We start from the raw sequence: 14,778 nt of genomic DNA, 5'->3' as shown, positions 1-14,778 counted from the left end.
TAGCGTTCAGCCATGAACCCCATGCAACGTCTCAGCTCTCTGGCGTCGCAGCAGTTTGGCAAGGTCAACAAGGCCCTGACAACGCCGACCGGACAGCTCACACCGCACGCCATCGCCAAGCTCGTAACACCGAGCCGAAGTCTGCGCTCGTCGGTCCGCAACAAGATCGTCATGATCACCGGCGGCTCGTCCGGCATCGGTCAGGCCGCGGCGCTACAGATCGGCGAGGCCGGCGGAACGGTGCTGCTGGTCGCCCGCTCCGAGGACAAATTGCAGGAGACCGCCGCGCAGGTTCGTGGTGTCGGCGGCACCGCCCACGTGTTCCCGTGCGATCTGTCCGATATGGACGCCATCGATCGGATGGTGAAAGAGGTGCTTGCCGACCACGGCAGAGTGGACATTCTGATCAACAACGCCGGCCGATCGATCCGGCGCTCGCTGGCCCTGTCCTACGACCGGCCACACGATTTCGAGCGCACCATGCAACTGAATTACTTTGCGCCCCTGCATCTCATCCTCGGCTTCATGCCGGGCATGCGTGAACGCAAGTTCGGCCACGTCATCAACATCTCGTCCATCGGGGTGCAGACAAAGGTGCCACGATTCGGTGCGTACATCGCGTCGAAGGCGGCCTTGGACACGGTCTCCGACGCGTTCCAGGCCGAGACGTCCGATGAGGGCCTGCGCTTCACCACCATTCACATGCCATTGGTGCGGACCCCGATGATCGCGCCGACAACGCTGTACCAGAAGTTCCCGGCCCTGACCCCGGACGAGGCGGGTGAGGTGATCGCCAAGGCGATCATCGAGCGGCCACGACGGGTGGCTTCGGCATTCGGCCGGATCGCCTCGTTCGCAGATTCACTCACCCCGGAAATCATGGATGCGGTGCGCAATCAGGGGTACAAGATGTTCCCGGATTCCGACGCCGCCAAGGGGGTCAAGAACCTCAAGCCCGAAGAAGTGGACAGCGGGCAGCAGATATTCATCGACGCCACACCCGGGGTGCACTGGTGAGCCTGCCCAAGCCGGAGGCCGCCGGCCCCGTCGTCATCACCGGGGCGTCCTCGGGGATAGGCACCGAGCTGGCGTATGGGCTGGCCAAGCGCGGATACTCGTTAACCCTGGTGGCGCGCCGCAAGGACAGGATGGACAAGCTCGCCGACATCCTGACGGCACGCCACCACATCCAAGTCGAGGTGCAGGCACTAGATCTCGGCACCGAGCCGGGCCGCGCCGAGCTGCGTGAGTGGATTGCCGGCAATCGCGTTGCAGGATTGTGCAATTCCGCGGGATTCGGCACCAGCGGGGTCTTTCATGAGTTGCCGTTGGATCGCGAGCGCGAGGAGATCGAGGTCAACGTCATCACGCTGGTCGAGCTGACCCATGCCGCAGTGGCAGGCATGGTCGATCGGAGGGCCGGGGCCGTGCTGAACATCGCCTCGGTCGCCGCGTTCCAGCCGATTCCGTACATGGCGACCTATGCGGCGACCAAGGCCTATGTGCAGTCCTTCTCCGAGGCCGTGCATGAGGAGCTGCGGGGCAGCGGCGTGTCCTGCACGGTGCTGTGCCCGGGACCTGTCCCCACGGAGTGGGCCGAGATCGCGAGTGCCGAGCGGTTCAGCGTGCCGGGTGTACAGGTCTCTGCGAAGCAGGTCGCCGCGGCGGCGATCAAGGGCATGCAGCAGGGCGCGCGCAGCGTTGTCCCGGGAGCGGTACCCCAGGCGATGACCGTTGCCGGCCGATATACGCCACGATCGCTGCTGCTACCGGCGCTGCGTGTGGTCACCAAGCTCAGCGAACGCTGACACGTTTTGCACTCTCATCACCCATCCCCCATAATGAAAACCGTTTTCATTATTGGAGAGCTGGAGGTCTGCTGTGCACGCTCGCGTCGCTGGGTTGGCTTTGGCGGTTACGACCGTAGGAACGCTCGCACTCTCCGGCTGCGGCCAAGCCGCCCAACGGTCCGGTGAACCCACTGTGGTGGCCTCCACGGACGCCTGGGCCTCAGTGGCCAAGGCCGTTGCCGGTGACCACGCCACGGTGAGCGCATTGGTCAGCGGCGCCAACACCGACCCGCATTCCTTCGAGGTAACGCCCGCGGCGGCGGCGCAGGTCCAGGACGCCACCCTGGTGGTGTACAACGGCGACGGCTACGACCCGTTCATCGACAAGCTGCTCAAGGACGGCCAGCCCCGGGTCAACGCCTACCAGCTTCTGCCCGCGGACTCCGCCGACAAGAATGAGCATGTGTTTTACAGCCTGAGCACCGCCAAAAAGGTGGCCGATCAGGTTGCAGACGAACTTGCCAAGGCAGACCCGGACGATGCCGATACCTACCGAGCGAATGCCAAAACATTTGGGCAGCAGCTTGACTCCATCTCGGATCTGCAGCATGGCATCGCCGAGAAAGACCATGGCAAGGGAATCCTCGCAACCGAGCCGGTGGCCAGTCACTTGGTCTCTCATTGCGAACTAGTTGACCGCACACCCCACGACTTCGCCGAAGCCGCCGAGCAAGGCCAGGACCCCTCCCCCGCGGATGTCGCCACCGCGTTGGACCTGATTAACACCAAACAGGTTGCGGCACTGCTCTTCAACTCCCAAACGGCCGGACCGGTCACCAACCAGCTCAAGCAAGCCGCCGAATCCCATGGCGTCCCGGTGGTGACGGTGACCGAAACCCTGCCGGACGGCACCGACTACATCACCTGGCAGCGACGCACCACCGAGCAGCTCGCGACCGCCCTGAGATAATGACCGAATGAGTACCGCGACGCTCTGCAATGCATCGCTCAATCGCGGCGGACGCACCCTGTGGCAGGATCTGGATCTCACGGTCGAACCCGGTGAGTTCATCGCGGTATTGGGCCCCAACGGTTCCGGTAAGACCTCGCTGCTGCGCCTGCTGCTGGGTCAGGTGCCACTCACCCGAGGCACCATGAGTGTCACCGGCGACCTCGGGTACGTACCCCAGCACCGGCTCGCCGACAACGCGCTGATTCTGCGCGCAGAGGATCTTGTCGGCCTTGGAATCGATGGGCACCGTTGGGGTTTGGCAGCGTTCAGCGGCGCACGTCGTGTGCGCCATCGCGAGGCGATCAAATTCGCCCTGGATCAGGTCGACGCGACCCATCTGGCCACCAAGGCGGTCTCGTCGCTGTCCGGAGGTGAGCTACAGCGGGTACGCATCGCGCAGGCACTGGCGGGCGATCCCGCACTACTGCTCTGCGACGAGCCGCTGCTGAACCTGGATCCGGCCAGTGCACAACAGATTTGCGCCCTGATCGACAAACGGCGCAGGAGCGCACAAACGGCGGTGCTGTTCGTGACGCATGAGATCAATCCGATCGTGCCGTATGTCGACCGAATCCTGTACCTGGTGGACGGACGCTTCCAGATCGGCTCCGTCGACGAGGTGATGACGACGGAGACGTTGTCGCGGCTGTACCGCGCGCAGATCGACGTGGTGAAGGTGCGTGATCAGTACGTGGTGGTGGGCGAAAACCAGCAGCTCACGACAGAGTGTGCCGAGCACGCCCATGAGTAACTTCTTCAATCTCTCACTCACCGCCGATCTACTCGGCCGCGACTTCGTGCAGCAGGCGATCCTCGCGGCCGCTCTGCTGGGATTGCTGGCGGGACTCATCGGCCCGTTCGTGATCATGCGCCAGATGTCTTTCGCCGTCCACGGCTCGAGCGAGTTGTCACTGACCGGTGCCGCGGCAGCGCTGCTGGCCGGTGCCAACGTCGGGACCGGCGCACTCCTCGGGAGCGTGGTCGCGGCAATCCTTTTCGGGATCCTCGGGCAGCGAACCAAGGACCGCGACTCGTCAATCGGTGTCGTCATGGCCTTCGGGCTGGGGCTGGCGGTGCTTTTCATCCATCTGTACCCGGGCCGCACCGGCACCAACTTCGCACTTCTGACCGGACAGATCGTCGGCGTGGGATACAGCGGGCTGCTGATGCTCGTCGTCGTGAGCCTCGTGGTCGGCGTCGTGCTGGCCGTCACCTATCGGCCGATGCTTTTCGCGACCGTCGACCCCGATGTGGCCGAGGCGCGCGGCGTCCCGGTTCGCACCTTGGGGATCGTGTTCGCAGCCCTCGTCGGCCTCACCGCGGCACAGGGTGTGCAGATCGTCGGCGCGCTGCTGGTGATGTCGCTGCTCATCACACCCGCGGCAGCCGCCGCTCGCATCACCTCGTCCCCGGCGCGCGCCATCGGCCTGTCGATCCTCTTCGCCGAGATCGCCGCGATCGGTGGCATCGTGCTGTCGTTGGCGCCAGGCGTGCCGATCTCAGTCTTTGTCACCATGATCGCGGTATCGATCTACCTGCTCTGCCGGGTCATCGGACGGTATCGGCAGGCCTGAGCGGGCTAGGCTCGCACGGTGACGCGCATCGACCTGAATGCCGACCTGGGTGAAGGTTTCGGTGCCTGGCACCTGGGCGACGACGAGGCCATGCTCGATGTGGTCACCAGTGCAAACCTCGCCTGCGGCTTCCACGCGGGCGATCCTGCGACATTGCATCGCACCTGCCGCGCCGCTGCCGCTCGCGGTATCCGCATCGGCGCGCAGGTGGGTTACCGCGATCTGGCGGGATTTGGCCGCCGGTTCATCGATATCGCCGCAGATGACCTCTATGCCGACGTGGTGTACCAGATCGGCGCACTGGATGCATTGGCCCGCACGGTCGGGTCGTCCGTGACTTATGTGAAACCGCATGGCGCGCTGTACAACACAATTGTTCATCATGAGGTGCAAGCGGACGCGGTTGCGCGTGCGGTGCGCGACGTGAACCCCGACTTTCCCGTGCTGACACTGCCGCGCAGCGCGTTCGGCGACCGTGCGCGCGAATTGGGATTGCGCGTGGTGACCGAGGCCTTCGCCGACCGGGCCTACCGAGAGGACGGCACCCTGGTACCGCGCAGCGAACCGGGGGCGGTGCTGCACGACCCCGCTGCGGTCGCGGCGCGCATTCCCGCCCTGAGCAAAACCGCCGAATCGATATGCGTACACGGCGATTCCCCGGATGCCGTGCCGCTCGCACGGGCCGTGCGAGCGGCGCTGACAGCCAACGGAATCGAGCTGGCCCCGTTCGTTTAGCGGTGATAGGCCGGCGGCAGTGCCAAGCCCTTCTCTGCCAACGCCTTCCGTAGGGTCGTCGGGTAGTCGCTGATTATCCCGTCGGCGCCGGCGTCGATCTGCGCCTTCATGGTCTCGGCGTCGTTGATGGTCCACGGAATGACCTTCAGCCCCAAAGCGTGTGCCTTCTCGATGAACTTCTTGTCGGCGACCAGGGTGAAGCCCGGATCGCCCACCTTGCCTCCATAGGGCACGGTGTATCCCGGTGACAAGATGGTTGCGCCTATCTGCTTGGCCCCGTCAATCGGATCCTTGACGACCGCAGGATCGACTCCACCGAGCCAGGGCGAGCCTGGATACCAGGTGGTCTCGTCCCAGAGCGCGACAAGTGGGATCGCCGGTTCGGCCCGCTTCGTCATCGGCAGCGTGCGCCAGTCGAAGCTCTGAATTTCGACTTTGTCGACCTTGCCCGCTGACCGAATGGCCCCGAGGATGACGTCGACAAACACCTGCGGTTCGGCCGATTTCTGAGGCTCGGCGGCCTCAACCTTCGTCTCGATGTTGTACCGCACATCGGCATGGTAGGAATCCGCGAGGGCGAAAACCTCTGGTAGCAAAGCAATCCTGTCGTTCTTTACCACCTCTGCCTGTGGAAAATCCTTGAGCAGCTTGCCGCAGTCCAGGCTACGCAGCTGATCGGAAGTCAGGTCTTTCACCAGCTTTCCGACATAGGGGAACTGCGGGTCACCCGGTGTCACCGGGACCGTATCGGAGCATTTCGCGGAATCGATCACCGGATCGTGCCAGACCATGGGTTTGTGGTCCTTGGAGATGACGATGTCGAGCTCGAGAGTGCTCACCCCGAGTTCAAGTGCTTTCGCGAAGGCGCGCAATGATTCTTCGGTGGTTTCACCGCGCCCGCCCCGGTGCGCCTGCAGGTCAAAAGACGCCGCGTCCTTATCGCCGCAGGATGTCAGTGCCAGGGTAACTGCGAGAACGGCAGCCAAGCGCTTCATGGCGATGAGGCTATGTCACTCTCACCGGGAAGGCACTGACGTACACCAAACAGCCATCTTCCGTACACAGATGCCTTCGCGGCGCGCAGCAATCAGCGCCGCTGACGCGCGATCTCCGCGAGCACCACACCGGCGGCCACCGACGCGTTCAACGATTCGACCGGCCCGGCCATGGGGATCGACACCACCGCATCGCAGGTCTTACGGACCAGCTGAGACAGACCCTTGCCCTCTGATCCAACGACCACGGCGATATCGCCCGCGCCGTCGAGGTCATCGAGCTCGGTATCTCCGCCGGCGTCAAGTCCGACAATGGTGAGACCCTTGTCCTGCCAATCCTTCAGTGTGCGTGTCAGATTCGTGGCGCGCGCGACCGGAAGGCGCGCCGCCGCACCAGCACTGGTACGCCACGCAACAGCGGTGACCGATGCACTTCGCCGCTGTGGAATGACGACGCCGTGCCCGCCGAAGGCGGCCACGGAGCGCACGATGGCGCCCAGGTTGCGCGGGTCGGAGATGTTGTCCAGTGCCACCAATAGTGCGGGCTGCGCCTCCGCACGCGCGCGGGCCAGCAGATCGTCGGGATGGGCGTATCGATACGGAGGGACCTGCAGGGCAAGCCCCTGATGCAACCCGTTGGTGCTCATGCGGTCCAGGTCGGGCCGCGGCACTTCCAGGATCGCGATACCGGCATCGGCGGCCAGCGACACGGATTCGGTAAGTCGCTCGTCGTTGTCGGCACCGACGGCCACATACAACGCCGTTGCCGGCACACCCGTGCGCAGGCATTCGAGCACCGGGTTGCGTCCCAGCACCATCTCGGACTCGTCGCCCTGCTTCAGTCGACGCTGCTTGGCATCGGTGATCTTCCGTTGAACAGCAGCACGTTTGGCAGCTGGATGCTTCGTCCGCTGTTCGGCCGGAGGTGTTGCGCCCTTGCCCTCCAGGCCGCGTCGGCGTACACCGCCAGAGCCGACGGTGGGCCCCTTCTTGGTGCCGGGCTTACGTATCGCGCCGCGGCGCTGAGAATTTCCTGCCATCGCTACTCTTCGTCACTACTCGTAAGGGACCACTGAGGGCCGTCTGCGGTGTCGGTGATCTCCAGGCCCGCCCGCTTGAGCCGGTCCCGGATCTCGTCTGCGAGTGCCCAATCCTTCTCTGCCCGAGCAGTTCCCCGCCGCTCTAGCTCGGCCGTCACCAGCACGTCGACGGCATTCAATGCGGCGGACGTCTCGTCACGCGTCTCCCAGCGCTCATTGAGCGGGTCACAACCGAGGATCGACATCATGGCGCGAACGCTCGACGCCGCCGATAGGGCGCCCTCATGGTCACCGGCATCCAGTGCCCGGTTTCCGTCCGCGCGCGTGGAATGCACCTCTGCCAGCGCGATCGGCACCGACAGGTCGTCATCCAGAGCCGCGGCGAAGCCAGGGGTCCAGGTACCAACCGGCACGTCCCCGACCCGGATCCGCACGCGATGCAGGAAGTCTTCGATACCGCAGTAAGCCTTGACCGCGTCCGCGAGCGCGGTCTCGGAGTATTCGAGCATGGAGCGGTAGTGCGCGCTACCGAGGTAGTAGCGCAGCTCGACAGCCCGAACTCGTTGCAGCACAGCCGGAATAGACAACACATTGCCCAACGACTTGCTCATCTTCTCGCCACCCATGGTGACCCAGCCGTTGTGCAGCCAGTAGCGTGCGAATCCGTCGCCGGCAGCGCGGCTCTGCGCAATCTCGTTCTCGTGATGCGGGAAGATCAGATCCATGCCGCCCGCGTGAATGTCGAACTCCGGGCCCAGGTATGACTCGCACATCGCCACGCATTCGGTGTGCCAGCCGGGCCGACCGGGTCCCCACGGAGTCGGCCACGACGGCTCACCGGGCTTTGCACCCTTCCACAGGGTGAAGTCCCGCGGGTCACGCTTCCCGGTCGCAACACCCTCGCCCTGGTGCACGTCGTCGATCTTGTGCCCGGACAGTTGCCCGTACTCCGGATAGCTCAGCACATCGAAGTAGACGTCGCCGCCACTGGCGTAGGCGTGCCCGGTGTCGATGAGTCGCTCGATCAGCTCGACCATCTGGGTGATATGGCCCGTCGCACGTGGGGAGACCGAGGGAGGCAGCACTCCGAGCGCGTCGTAGGCCTCGTCGAAAGCGCGCTCATAGGTGGCCGCCCACTCCCACCATGGCCTGCCGGCATCGGCCGCCTTGTTCAAGATCTTGTCGTCGATATCGGTGACATTGCGAACGAACAGGACGTCATAGGCGCGGGCGGTGAGCCAGCGACGCAGCACATCGAACGCGACGCCGCTGCGGACGTGCCCAATATGGGGCAGACCCTGCACGGTTGCCCCGCACAGGTAGATGGAGACGGACCCGGGCTGCAAAGGCACGAAGTCACGCACGGCACCCACACGGGTGTCGTACAGCCGAAGCGGAGCGTGACCGGTCACGACCAGCGAGCTTACAGCGCTGTGACGAGCGCCGTTGCCACCGCGGCCAAGCCCTCGCCGCGTCCGGTCAGACCCAGCCCGTCGGTCGTGGTCGCCGAAACCGAAACCGGTGCTCCGAGGAGGCCGGACAGTAGCTCCTGGGCCTCGGCCCGGCGCGGCCCGATCTTCGGGCGATTCCCGATGACCTGAACTGCGGCGTTACCGATCTGGAAACCGCTGTCGTGCAGCAGCTCCCGCACGTGCGTCAGCATCTTCGCCCCGCTGACCCCCGACCATTCGGGCTGACCGGTTCCGAACACCGCACCCACATCGCCCAGTCCGGCCGCCGAAAGCAGAGCATCGCACAAAGCGTGGGCGGCGACGTCACCATCCGAATGCCCCTCGCAGCCATCCGCATCGGGGAACAAAAGCCCCAGCAACCAGCATTGCTTGCCCGCCTCTATCGGGTGTACATCGGTGCCGATGCCCACCCGGGGCAATGCGCTCATCGAGCTACCTCCCTGCTCAGAATCGCCTCCGCCAGCGTCATGTCCAGCGCCGTGGTGATCTTGAAGGCCAGCCGGTCACCGTCCACGACGTGCACGCTTTCGCCCATCTGCTCGACGAGTGCGGCATCGTCGGTGGCGATATCCCCCGCGGCCGCGTACGCGCGCCTCAGCAGGTCGGCGGCGAACCCCTGCGGTGTCTGCACGGCACGCAGGCCGGCCCGGTCGGGTGTGCCGCTCACATCGCCGGCCGCATTGACCGATTTGATGGTGTCTGCGACGGCTATCGCCGGGATAACCGCGCGACGGCCGCCTTTCAGCTCCGCCACGATGCGGGCGATCATGTCCGGAGGGGTCAACGGACGCGCTGCATCGTGAACAAGAATCCAGTCGGCCGCATTCACTGCGGCCAGGCCGGCACGTACGGAATCAGTACGTTCTGCACCACCCGGCACAAGTGTGGCCGTCGGGCCCAACAGGGCCGCAGCCTTTTCCATCTGCTCGGCGCCGACTACGACGACTACCTCGTCGACGGCCCCGGAAGACAACAGAGCATCGACGCAACGTTCGAGCATTGTCCGGCCGCCGACAGTGACGAAGGCTTTCGGAATGTCTGCACCCAGCCGCACACCGAGACCGGCGGCTGGGACTATCGCCGCCGTCCTACGAGGCAGCTGCGAGCACCTCGTCGAGAATGGTGTCGGCCTTGGCGGCATTGGTGTTCTCGGCAAGCGCCAGCTCGCCGACCAAGATCTGACGAGCCTTGGCCAGCATGCGCTTCTCGCCTGCGGACAGGCCACGCTCCTGCTCGCGGCGCCACAGGTCACGCACGACCTCGGCGACCTTCTTTACGTCGCCGGAAGCCAGCTTCTCCTGGTTGGCCTTGAATCGACGGGACCAGTTGGTCGGCTCTTCGGTGTGCGGTGCACGCAGCACCTGGAAGACCGTGTCCAGACCCTCGCGGCCCACCACGTCACGGACGCCGACGTACTCGGCATTCTCTGCAGGCACACGAACAGTCAAATCGCCCTGGGCAACCTTCAGGACGAGATACTCTTTCTGCTCGCCTTTGATGGTTCGGGTCTCGATCGCTTCGATCAGCGCTGCACCGTGATGTGGATACACAACGGTGTCTCCGACCTTAAATATCATCTTGTTTCGTGCCCCTTTCGATACCCAATTCTATCACGGGGTATCTCGACGTGTGCACCAACGGTGCAGGTCAGGGGCACTGCAGGTGAACCCTCGGGGTTGACATGGTGACGTTTTCGTGCATCCAGCGCCCCTCGGCGGCAGCGCCCGTCGACCCATAAACCAGCCCTCACAAGCGGTAATCCAGGTCACATCGGTTCCCCGATGCCCGCCTGGGACACCGGATCCGGACTGATCTGGACCGTCTTCACGTGAGCGACTCGTCCCGAGTGCCCCGCTGTTTTCGTCGTCGCGAGGCACCTACTACTGTCTATAGGACATATCGGCCGCAGGTGGATTTCGGACTATCCGGAGCCGCTTTCGAATCAGGGAGATGCCTGTGTTTCGCACTCGGTCCCAGCGCAGCACCGCTCGCGTGACGACACTTCTTGGCGCCGCAGTTCTCGCGACTGCCCTCACCGGCTGCGGCTCGGGGCAGATCTCGCAGACAGCGAACCAGTCGTCGGCGATCAACGGCGGCAGTGCCAACCTCGGCAAGCTGGCGTTGCGCAACATCCACCTCGTCGGCACCTCGGACCCGGTGAAGCAGCGTGCCGGGCAGAAGGCCGAGCTGGTTCTGGTCATCACGAATGAATCAGCGGATGTCAACGACAAGCTCACCGCGGTTTCCTCTCCGGACGACATCGGCAAGGTGACCTTGAGCGGCGACAGCGAGATCCCGGCGACCGGCCGCCTGTTCGTCGGGGCCGCCGAAGGCCAGGAGCCCGCATCCGAGGCCAAGGGGCCCGAGGCCGCCGGCGCAGAAGGCAGCAACGGGGAGCATGGGGCCACCGTCTCCACCGAGCCCGGAGTCGCCACGACGGAGGTCAAGGCACCAGAGCCCAAGCCGCAGGCCGCCTCTGATCCGACGATCAAGCACGGCAAGGCTCAGCTACAGCTGACCAAGGATTTGGCCGACGGCCTCACGTACCGATTCACCTTCACCTTCGAGAAGGCCGGAGAGGTCACCGTCGCGGTGCCGATCGACGCCGGTCCGAGTGCACCTCGCCAGCACACCGCCAATGAGGAAGGCCACGAGGGCGGCGGACACTAACACAGTCGCACAGCGAGGGCCCGGAACGGCGATCTGCCGTCTCGGGCCCTCGCTTTTTTCGTGCTAGCTTGCGCCCATGAAACGGCTCTTCACCTGCATGGCGGCGGTGGCCACGATGGGCGCGGCGTTGACCGCTCCTGCCGCACACGCAGCGCCCAAAACGGTGACCTACCGAGTCTGGGCGGAGTACGGCCCGCTGGTCGCGGCAACTATTGGCTACAACGAAGCGGATGGTTCCCGGCATGGTGCGATGAATCCGCAGTTGCCATGGGGTAAGGACATCACCTGGACCGATGACACCAAGCACCCCCTGATTAATGTCACCGGGTACAACACCGGGGACGGTCCGCGCATCTTCTGCCAGATCCTCATCGACGGGCAGGTGGTCGACGAGGATGATCGCGTGGAGCTGGCCACCTGCAGCTACGCCACCGACGGCGTGCCCCGCGAGCATTGCCAGCGCGGAAACTCAGGCTCCATCGTGGGCATCTTGAGCAAGGTGCCCGGCGACCCATGCAGCCGCGATCAGTGACGCCCGCCGTGTGACGAATCGGCCCATCGCCCGCGGTCGTCGTGATAGCTTCCGGCCCAAAGCCTGAACCGGGAGGACACCGTGAAGCGAACCCTGGCAGCGGTAACCGCGGCAACCGCAGTCGTTGGCCTGGCCCTCCCCGGGACCGCGCAGGCTGCGCCCCCCAAGGTGACCTACCTGGTGTGGGCAGCCGGCAAGGCGCCCGAGGCCGGCACCATCAGCTACGGCGGCTACAACGGAACGCCTCAGTCCGTCAGCGGCGTCAAGCTGCCGTGGTCGGTGACAGTGGCCTGGCCGTACCAGGACACTGTCAAGCAGGTGACGGCGATCTGGGGTTCGGGCCACATCTATTGCCGGATTCTGGTGGATGGGCAGACGGTGCTGTCCAACGACGGCGAGAAGACCGTGAATTGCCAGGACCGCATCGTCCCACTGCCGCCTGACTAAGCACATCCCACCGAAGGGTTCAATTCCGCACTGGCACTTCGTCTCCGCCCCCACAAGCCAGCCGTTGGAAGGCCGGCTTGTGGCAATGCTCAGGCAGCGGCCCGGAACTGGCGCCTCACCATCCGCACAGGGAAGGCGATGATGTCTGCAACCGTTGCAATCGGCGACTTCTGGAAGAAGTTGTCCGGGAACGAAAGCTTGAACACCTTCTTGTAGACACTTCCCAGCTGCTTCGCCATCGAAGCCTCGTGGTAAGCGATGCCGTATTTCTCGCATATCGCGCGGACCTCCACGGCAATCTCCGCATAGCGGTATGCGGGGAGGTCGGGGAACAGGTGGTGCTCGATCTGATAGCTCAGGTTGCCCGACAGGATGTCGATGCCCTTCCAACCGGTGAAGTTGGCCGAGCCGAGGATCTGGCGGTAGTACCAGGCGGCATGGCTCTCATCCTCGGTCTCTTCGATCGAGAACGTCTGAACCTCTTCGGGGAAGTGACCGCACCAGATCACCGACGATGCCCAGAGGTTGCGGACCAGGTTGGCCGCCATGTTCCCGAGGAAGGTAAACGGCGCGCCCGGGCCCGAGAGCAGCGGGAAGATGACGTAGTCCTTGAGCGCCTGCTTGCCGGCCTTCGCACGGAACCTGGCAAGCCCTTCCTTCATGTCGGACCACGACTTCTCACCCTTGAAGAACTTCTCCGACTCGAGCTCCTGGAGCGCGGTTCCCCACTGGAAGAAGATCTGCAGGGTGGCGCAGAAGACGGGGTTGAGCAGCCAGATCGGGTGCCACGGCTGCTCCTCGGTCATGCGCATGACGCCGTACCCCTCGGCGTCGTGGTCTTTGCCGACGATGTTGGTGAAGGTGTGGTGCACGTAGTTGTGCGTGTACAGCCAGCTGTCGGCGTGGATGGTGTTGTCCCAGTCGAAGTTCTTCGACGTGAGAGCCGGGTCCTGCATCCAGTCGTACTGGCCATGCATGACGTTGTGCCCGATCTCCATGTTGTCGATGATCTTGGAGAGGGAAAGCGCTACGACTCCTCCCAACCAAGCCGGCGGGAACCAGCCGGCCCACAGCAGCGCGCGGCCGGCGACTTCAAGCTTCTTCTGCTTGCTCACGATGTCGCGGATGTAGTTGGCATCCTTTTCGCCGAGGTCGGCGACGATGCGGGCACGCAGGGCGTCCATTTCCTTGCCGAACTCTTCGATCTGCTCGGAAGGCAGTTTCTTGAGGTCGTTAGGCCTGGCCGGGGGTGCGTACGTGGTCGGCTTCTTCTGGTTCTTCTGCTTGTTAGCAGGTGCGAAAGTAGTCATTCGTGTCTCCTTCGGGGGCTCTGGTGCGGGCTGGCTCGGCATTGATCAGAGGGCGATGACGACATCCCCAACGGGTTTGTTGATGCAGAGCTTGACGTTGGTGTCACCGTCGCTGCAGAGGTCGCCGTTGAGAACGTTCTGCGTCGTTCCGCTGTCCTTCTTACGAACACACGTGAAGCAGATGCCGATGCGGCAGCCGTACTCAGGAGTCAGGCCCGCGGCCTCGGCCTGTTCGAGGATCGTCTGGCCGTTGTTGGCGACAGCCAGGTTCGAGTCGGAGAAGGTGAGATCACCTTCGGCATCGTCGGTGCTGACGGTCCGAATCGGCGCGGCGAACTGCTCGAGGTGGAGCTTGTGCGCGAGACCCTCGGCATCGAAGATCTCCCGGACCGCGTCCATGAGCGGCATCGGGCCGCACAGGTATGTCTCGGCTTCTGCGTAGTGGCGGTCAGCGGCGAGCAGGTGCTCCTTGCAGAAGTATCCCTCGAGGTCTCCGTCCGATGCTTCGGTATACGCGCGGACGATCCTGACGCCTTCGTACTTGGCCTTGATCTCATCGATTTCAGCCTGGTAGATCACGTCGTCCTTGGTGAACGCGTAGTGCAGGAAGGTGATCTTCCCGATGTACGCCTTATCGGTGAGTGTGCGCAGCATCGACATCACCGGTGTGATTCCCGAACCACCGCTGATGAGCAGGATGCTTCGCGGATGTGGCAGCGGCAGGCAGAATTCGCCCTGGGCGGCCGAGATCTGTACGACCAAGCCGGGCTCGGCGTTGGCCAGCAGCCAGGGCGAAACAAGGCCGTTCGGGTCTACTTTGATGCTGAGCTCGATCTGACCGTCACGGCGGAACTGCGAGTTGGCCGGCGAGTAGCAACGGGTGCGGCGGATGCCGTCGATCTCAACCGAGAGCTTGACGAACTGTCCGGCCCGGAAGCCCTTCCAGTTGGCATTGGGTCGCAAGGTCAAGGTGACGCTGTCCTTGGTCTTCCGGACGACGTCAGTCACCTCTGCGCGGGTCTCGGTCGTGGACCACAGCGGGTCGATCATTTCGAAGTAGCGGTCCACACCATGCGGAGTGGTAGCGGCCTTGACGAACGAAGAGGTCAGTATCCGACGCGCAAGCCGAGAAGAGGTCAAGGTCTGAACATTGAGAGACATGCTCGACTCCATTTCGGTTAACGTTTGTACACTGAATACA

Annotated in this window: 17 protein-coding genes; 9 read left to right on the top strand and 8 right to left on the bottom strand. The window is 64.1% G+C overall.

Annotated features, from left to right (window positions below; translation table 11 throughout):
- Positions 1-12: 12 nt before the first annotated feature.
- The 6 genes from BB28_RS02700 to BB28_RS02675 all read left to right on the top strand — a co-directional run bounded on the left by BB28_RS02700 (position 13) and on the right by BB28_RS02675 (position 5,111).
- Positions 13-1,017 (top strand): SDR family NAD(P)-dependent oxidoreductase, encoded by a 1,005-nt coding sequence (locus tag BB28_RS02700; protein ID WP_046252424.1) that lies wholly within the window; start codon positions 13-15, stop codon positions 1,015-1,017.
- Positions 1,014-1,808, top strand: a complete 795-nt coding sequence (locus BB28_RS02695) for an SDR family NAD(P)-dependent oxidoreductase (RefSeq protein WP_046252423.1) — start codon at positions 1,014-1,016, stop codon at positions 1,806-1,808. Before BB28_RS02700 ends, BB28_RS02695 begins: the two co-directional genes overlap by 4 nt.
- Positions 1,809-1,881: 73 nt before the next feature.
- A complete protein-coding gene (locus BB28_RS02690) occupies positions 1,882-2,760 on the top strand; it encodes a metal ABC transporter solute-binding protein, Zn/Mn family (protein WP_046252422.1) in 879 nt (292 codons plus the stop codon).
- Between the two features lie 7 nt (positions 2,761-2,767).
- On the top strand, positions 2,768-3,553 hold the full coding sequence (locus BB28_RS02685; protein ID WP_046252421.1) for a metal ABC transporter ATP-binding protein: 786 nt from the start codon (positions 2,768-2,770) through the stop codon (positions 3,551-3,553).
- Positions 3,546-4,376 (top strand): metal ABC transporter permease, encoded by an 831-nt coding sequence (locus BB28_RS02680; RefSeq protein WP_046252420.1) that lies wholly within the window; start codon positions 3,546-3,548, stop codon positions 4,374-4,376. Before BB28_RS02685 ends, BB28_RS02680 begins: the two co-directional genes overlap by 8 nt.
- 18 nt (positions 4,377-4,394) lie before the next feature.
- Positions 4,395-5,111 carry a LamB/YcsF family protein gene (locus BB28_RS02675; RefSeq protein ID WP_046252419.1) on the top strand — a complete coding sequence of 239 codons (717 nt, stop codon included), beginning with the start codon at positions 4,395-4,397 and terminating at the stop codon, positions 5,109-5,111.
- Here the strand turns inward: BB28_RS02675 and BB28_RS02670 are convergent.
- The 6 genes from BB28_RS02670 to BB28_RS02645 form a co-directional block, all read right to left on the bottom strand.
- Entirely contained in the window at positions 5,108-6,106 is a 999-nt protein-coding gene (locus tag BB28_RS02670) for a glycerophosphodiester phosphodiesterase family protein (RefSeq protein ID WP_046252418.1), read from the bottom strand. The two genes, BB28_RS02675 and BB28_RS02670, sit on opposite strands and share 4 nt — an antisense overlap.
- A gap of 92 nt (positions 6,107-6,198) precedes the next feature.
- A complete protein-coding gene (gene rlmB, locus BB28_RS02665; RefSeq protein WP_046252417.1) occupies positions 6,199-7,146 on the bottom strand; it encodes a 23S rRNA (guanosine(2251)-2'-O)-methyltransferase RlmB in 948 nt (315 codons plus the stop codon).
- A gap of 2 nt (positions 7,147-7,148) precedes the next feature.
- Positions 7,149-8,558: a cysteine--tRNA ligase gene (gene cysS, locus BB28_RS02660; protein WP_046252416.1), complete on the bottom strand. Its 1,410-nt coding sequence runs from the start codon at positions 8,556-8,558 to the stop codon at positions 7,149-7,151.
- An 11-nt stretch (positions 8,559-8,569) separates the two neighbouring features.
- On the bottom strand, positions 8,570-9,046 hold the full coding sequence (gene ispF / locus BB28_RS02655) for a 2-C-methyl-D-erythritol 2,4-cyclodiphosphate synthase (RefSeq protein WP_030095787.1): 477 nt from the start codon (positions 9,044-9,046) through the stop codon (positions 8,570-8,572).
- Positions 9,043-9,759: a 2-C-methyl-D-erythritol 4-phosphate cytidylyltransferase gene (gene ispD / locus BB28_RS02650; protein WP_081252193.1), complete on the bottom strand. Its 717-nt coding sequence runs from the start codon at positions 9,757-9,759 to the stop codon at positions 9,043-9,045. Before ispD ends, ispF begins: the two co-directional genes overlap by 4 nt.
- Positions 9,707-10,195 (bottom strand): CarD family transcriptional regulator, encoded by a 489-nt coding sequence (locus BB28_RS02645; protein WP_005064991.1) that lies wholly within the window; start codon positions 10,193-10,195, stop codon positions 9,707-9,709. The genes ispD and BB28_RS02645 overlap by 53 nt, the downstream gene beginning before the upstream one ends.
- A 379-nt stretch (positions 10,196-10,574) precedes the next feature.
- Here BB28_RS02645 and BB28_RS02640 point away from each other — a divergent pair, with 379 nt between their 5' ends.
- The 3 genes from BB28_RS02640 (at position 10,575) to BB28_RS02630 (ending at position 12,267) form a co-directional block, all read left to right on the top strand.
- A complete protein-coding gene (locus BB28_RS02640; protein WP_046255472.1) occupies positions 10,575-11,288 on the top strand; it encodes a copper chaperone PCu(A)C domain-containing protein in 714 nt (237 codons plus the stop codon).
- Positions 11,289-11,364: 76 nt separating this feature from the next.
- On the top strand, positions 11,365-11,820 hold the full coding sequence (locus tag BB28_RS02635) for an MmpS family transport accessory protein (protein ID WP_046252414.1): 456 nt from the start codon (positions 11,365-11,367) through the stop codon (positions 11,818-11,820).
- An 81-nt stretch (positions 11,821-11,901) separates the two neighbouring features.
- Positions 11,902-12,267 (top strand): MmpS family transport accessory protein, encoded by a 366-nt coding sequence (locus BB28_RS02630; protein WP_046252413.1) that lies wholly within the window; start codon positions 11,902-11,904, stop codon positions 12,265-12,267.
- An 89-nt stretch (positions 12,268-12,356) separates the two neighbouring features.
- On the opposite strand, the gene BB28_RS02625 is transcribed toward BB28_RS02630, so the two are convergent.
- A complete protein-coding gene (locus BB28_RS02625) occupies positions 12,357-13,451 on the bottom strand; it encodes a fatty acid desaturase family protein (protein WP_046255471.1) in 1,095 nt (364 codons plus the stop codon).
- A gap of 171 nt (positions 13,452-13,622) precedes the next feature.
- Positions 13,623-14,738 (bottom strand): ferredoxin reductase, encoded by a 1,116-nt coding sequence (locus BB28_RS02620; RefSeq protein WP_046255470.1) that lies wholly within the window; start codon positions 14,736-14,738, stop codon positions 13,623-13,625.
- Between the last annotated feature and the right edge of the window lie 40 nt (positions 14,739-14,778).

Origin of the sequence: Mycobacteroides chelonae CCUG 47445 (assembly GCF_001632805.1) — a bacterium.
Classification (GTDB): domain Bacteria; phylum Actinomycetota; class Actinomycetes; order Mycobacteriales; family Mycobacteriaceae; genus Mycobacterium; species Mycobacterium chelonae.
Note: the sequence above shows the minus strand (reverse complement) of the source record. Positions and strands in the feature narration are given on the sequence as shown.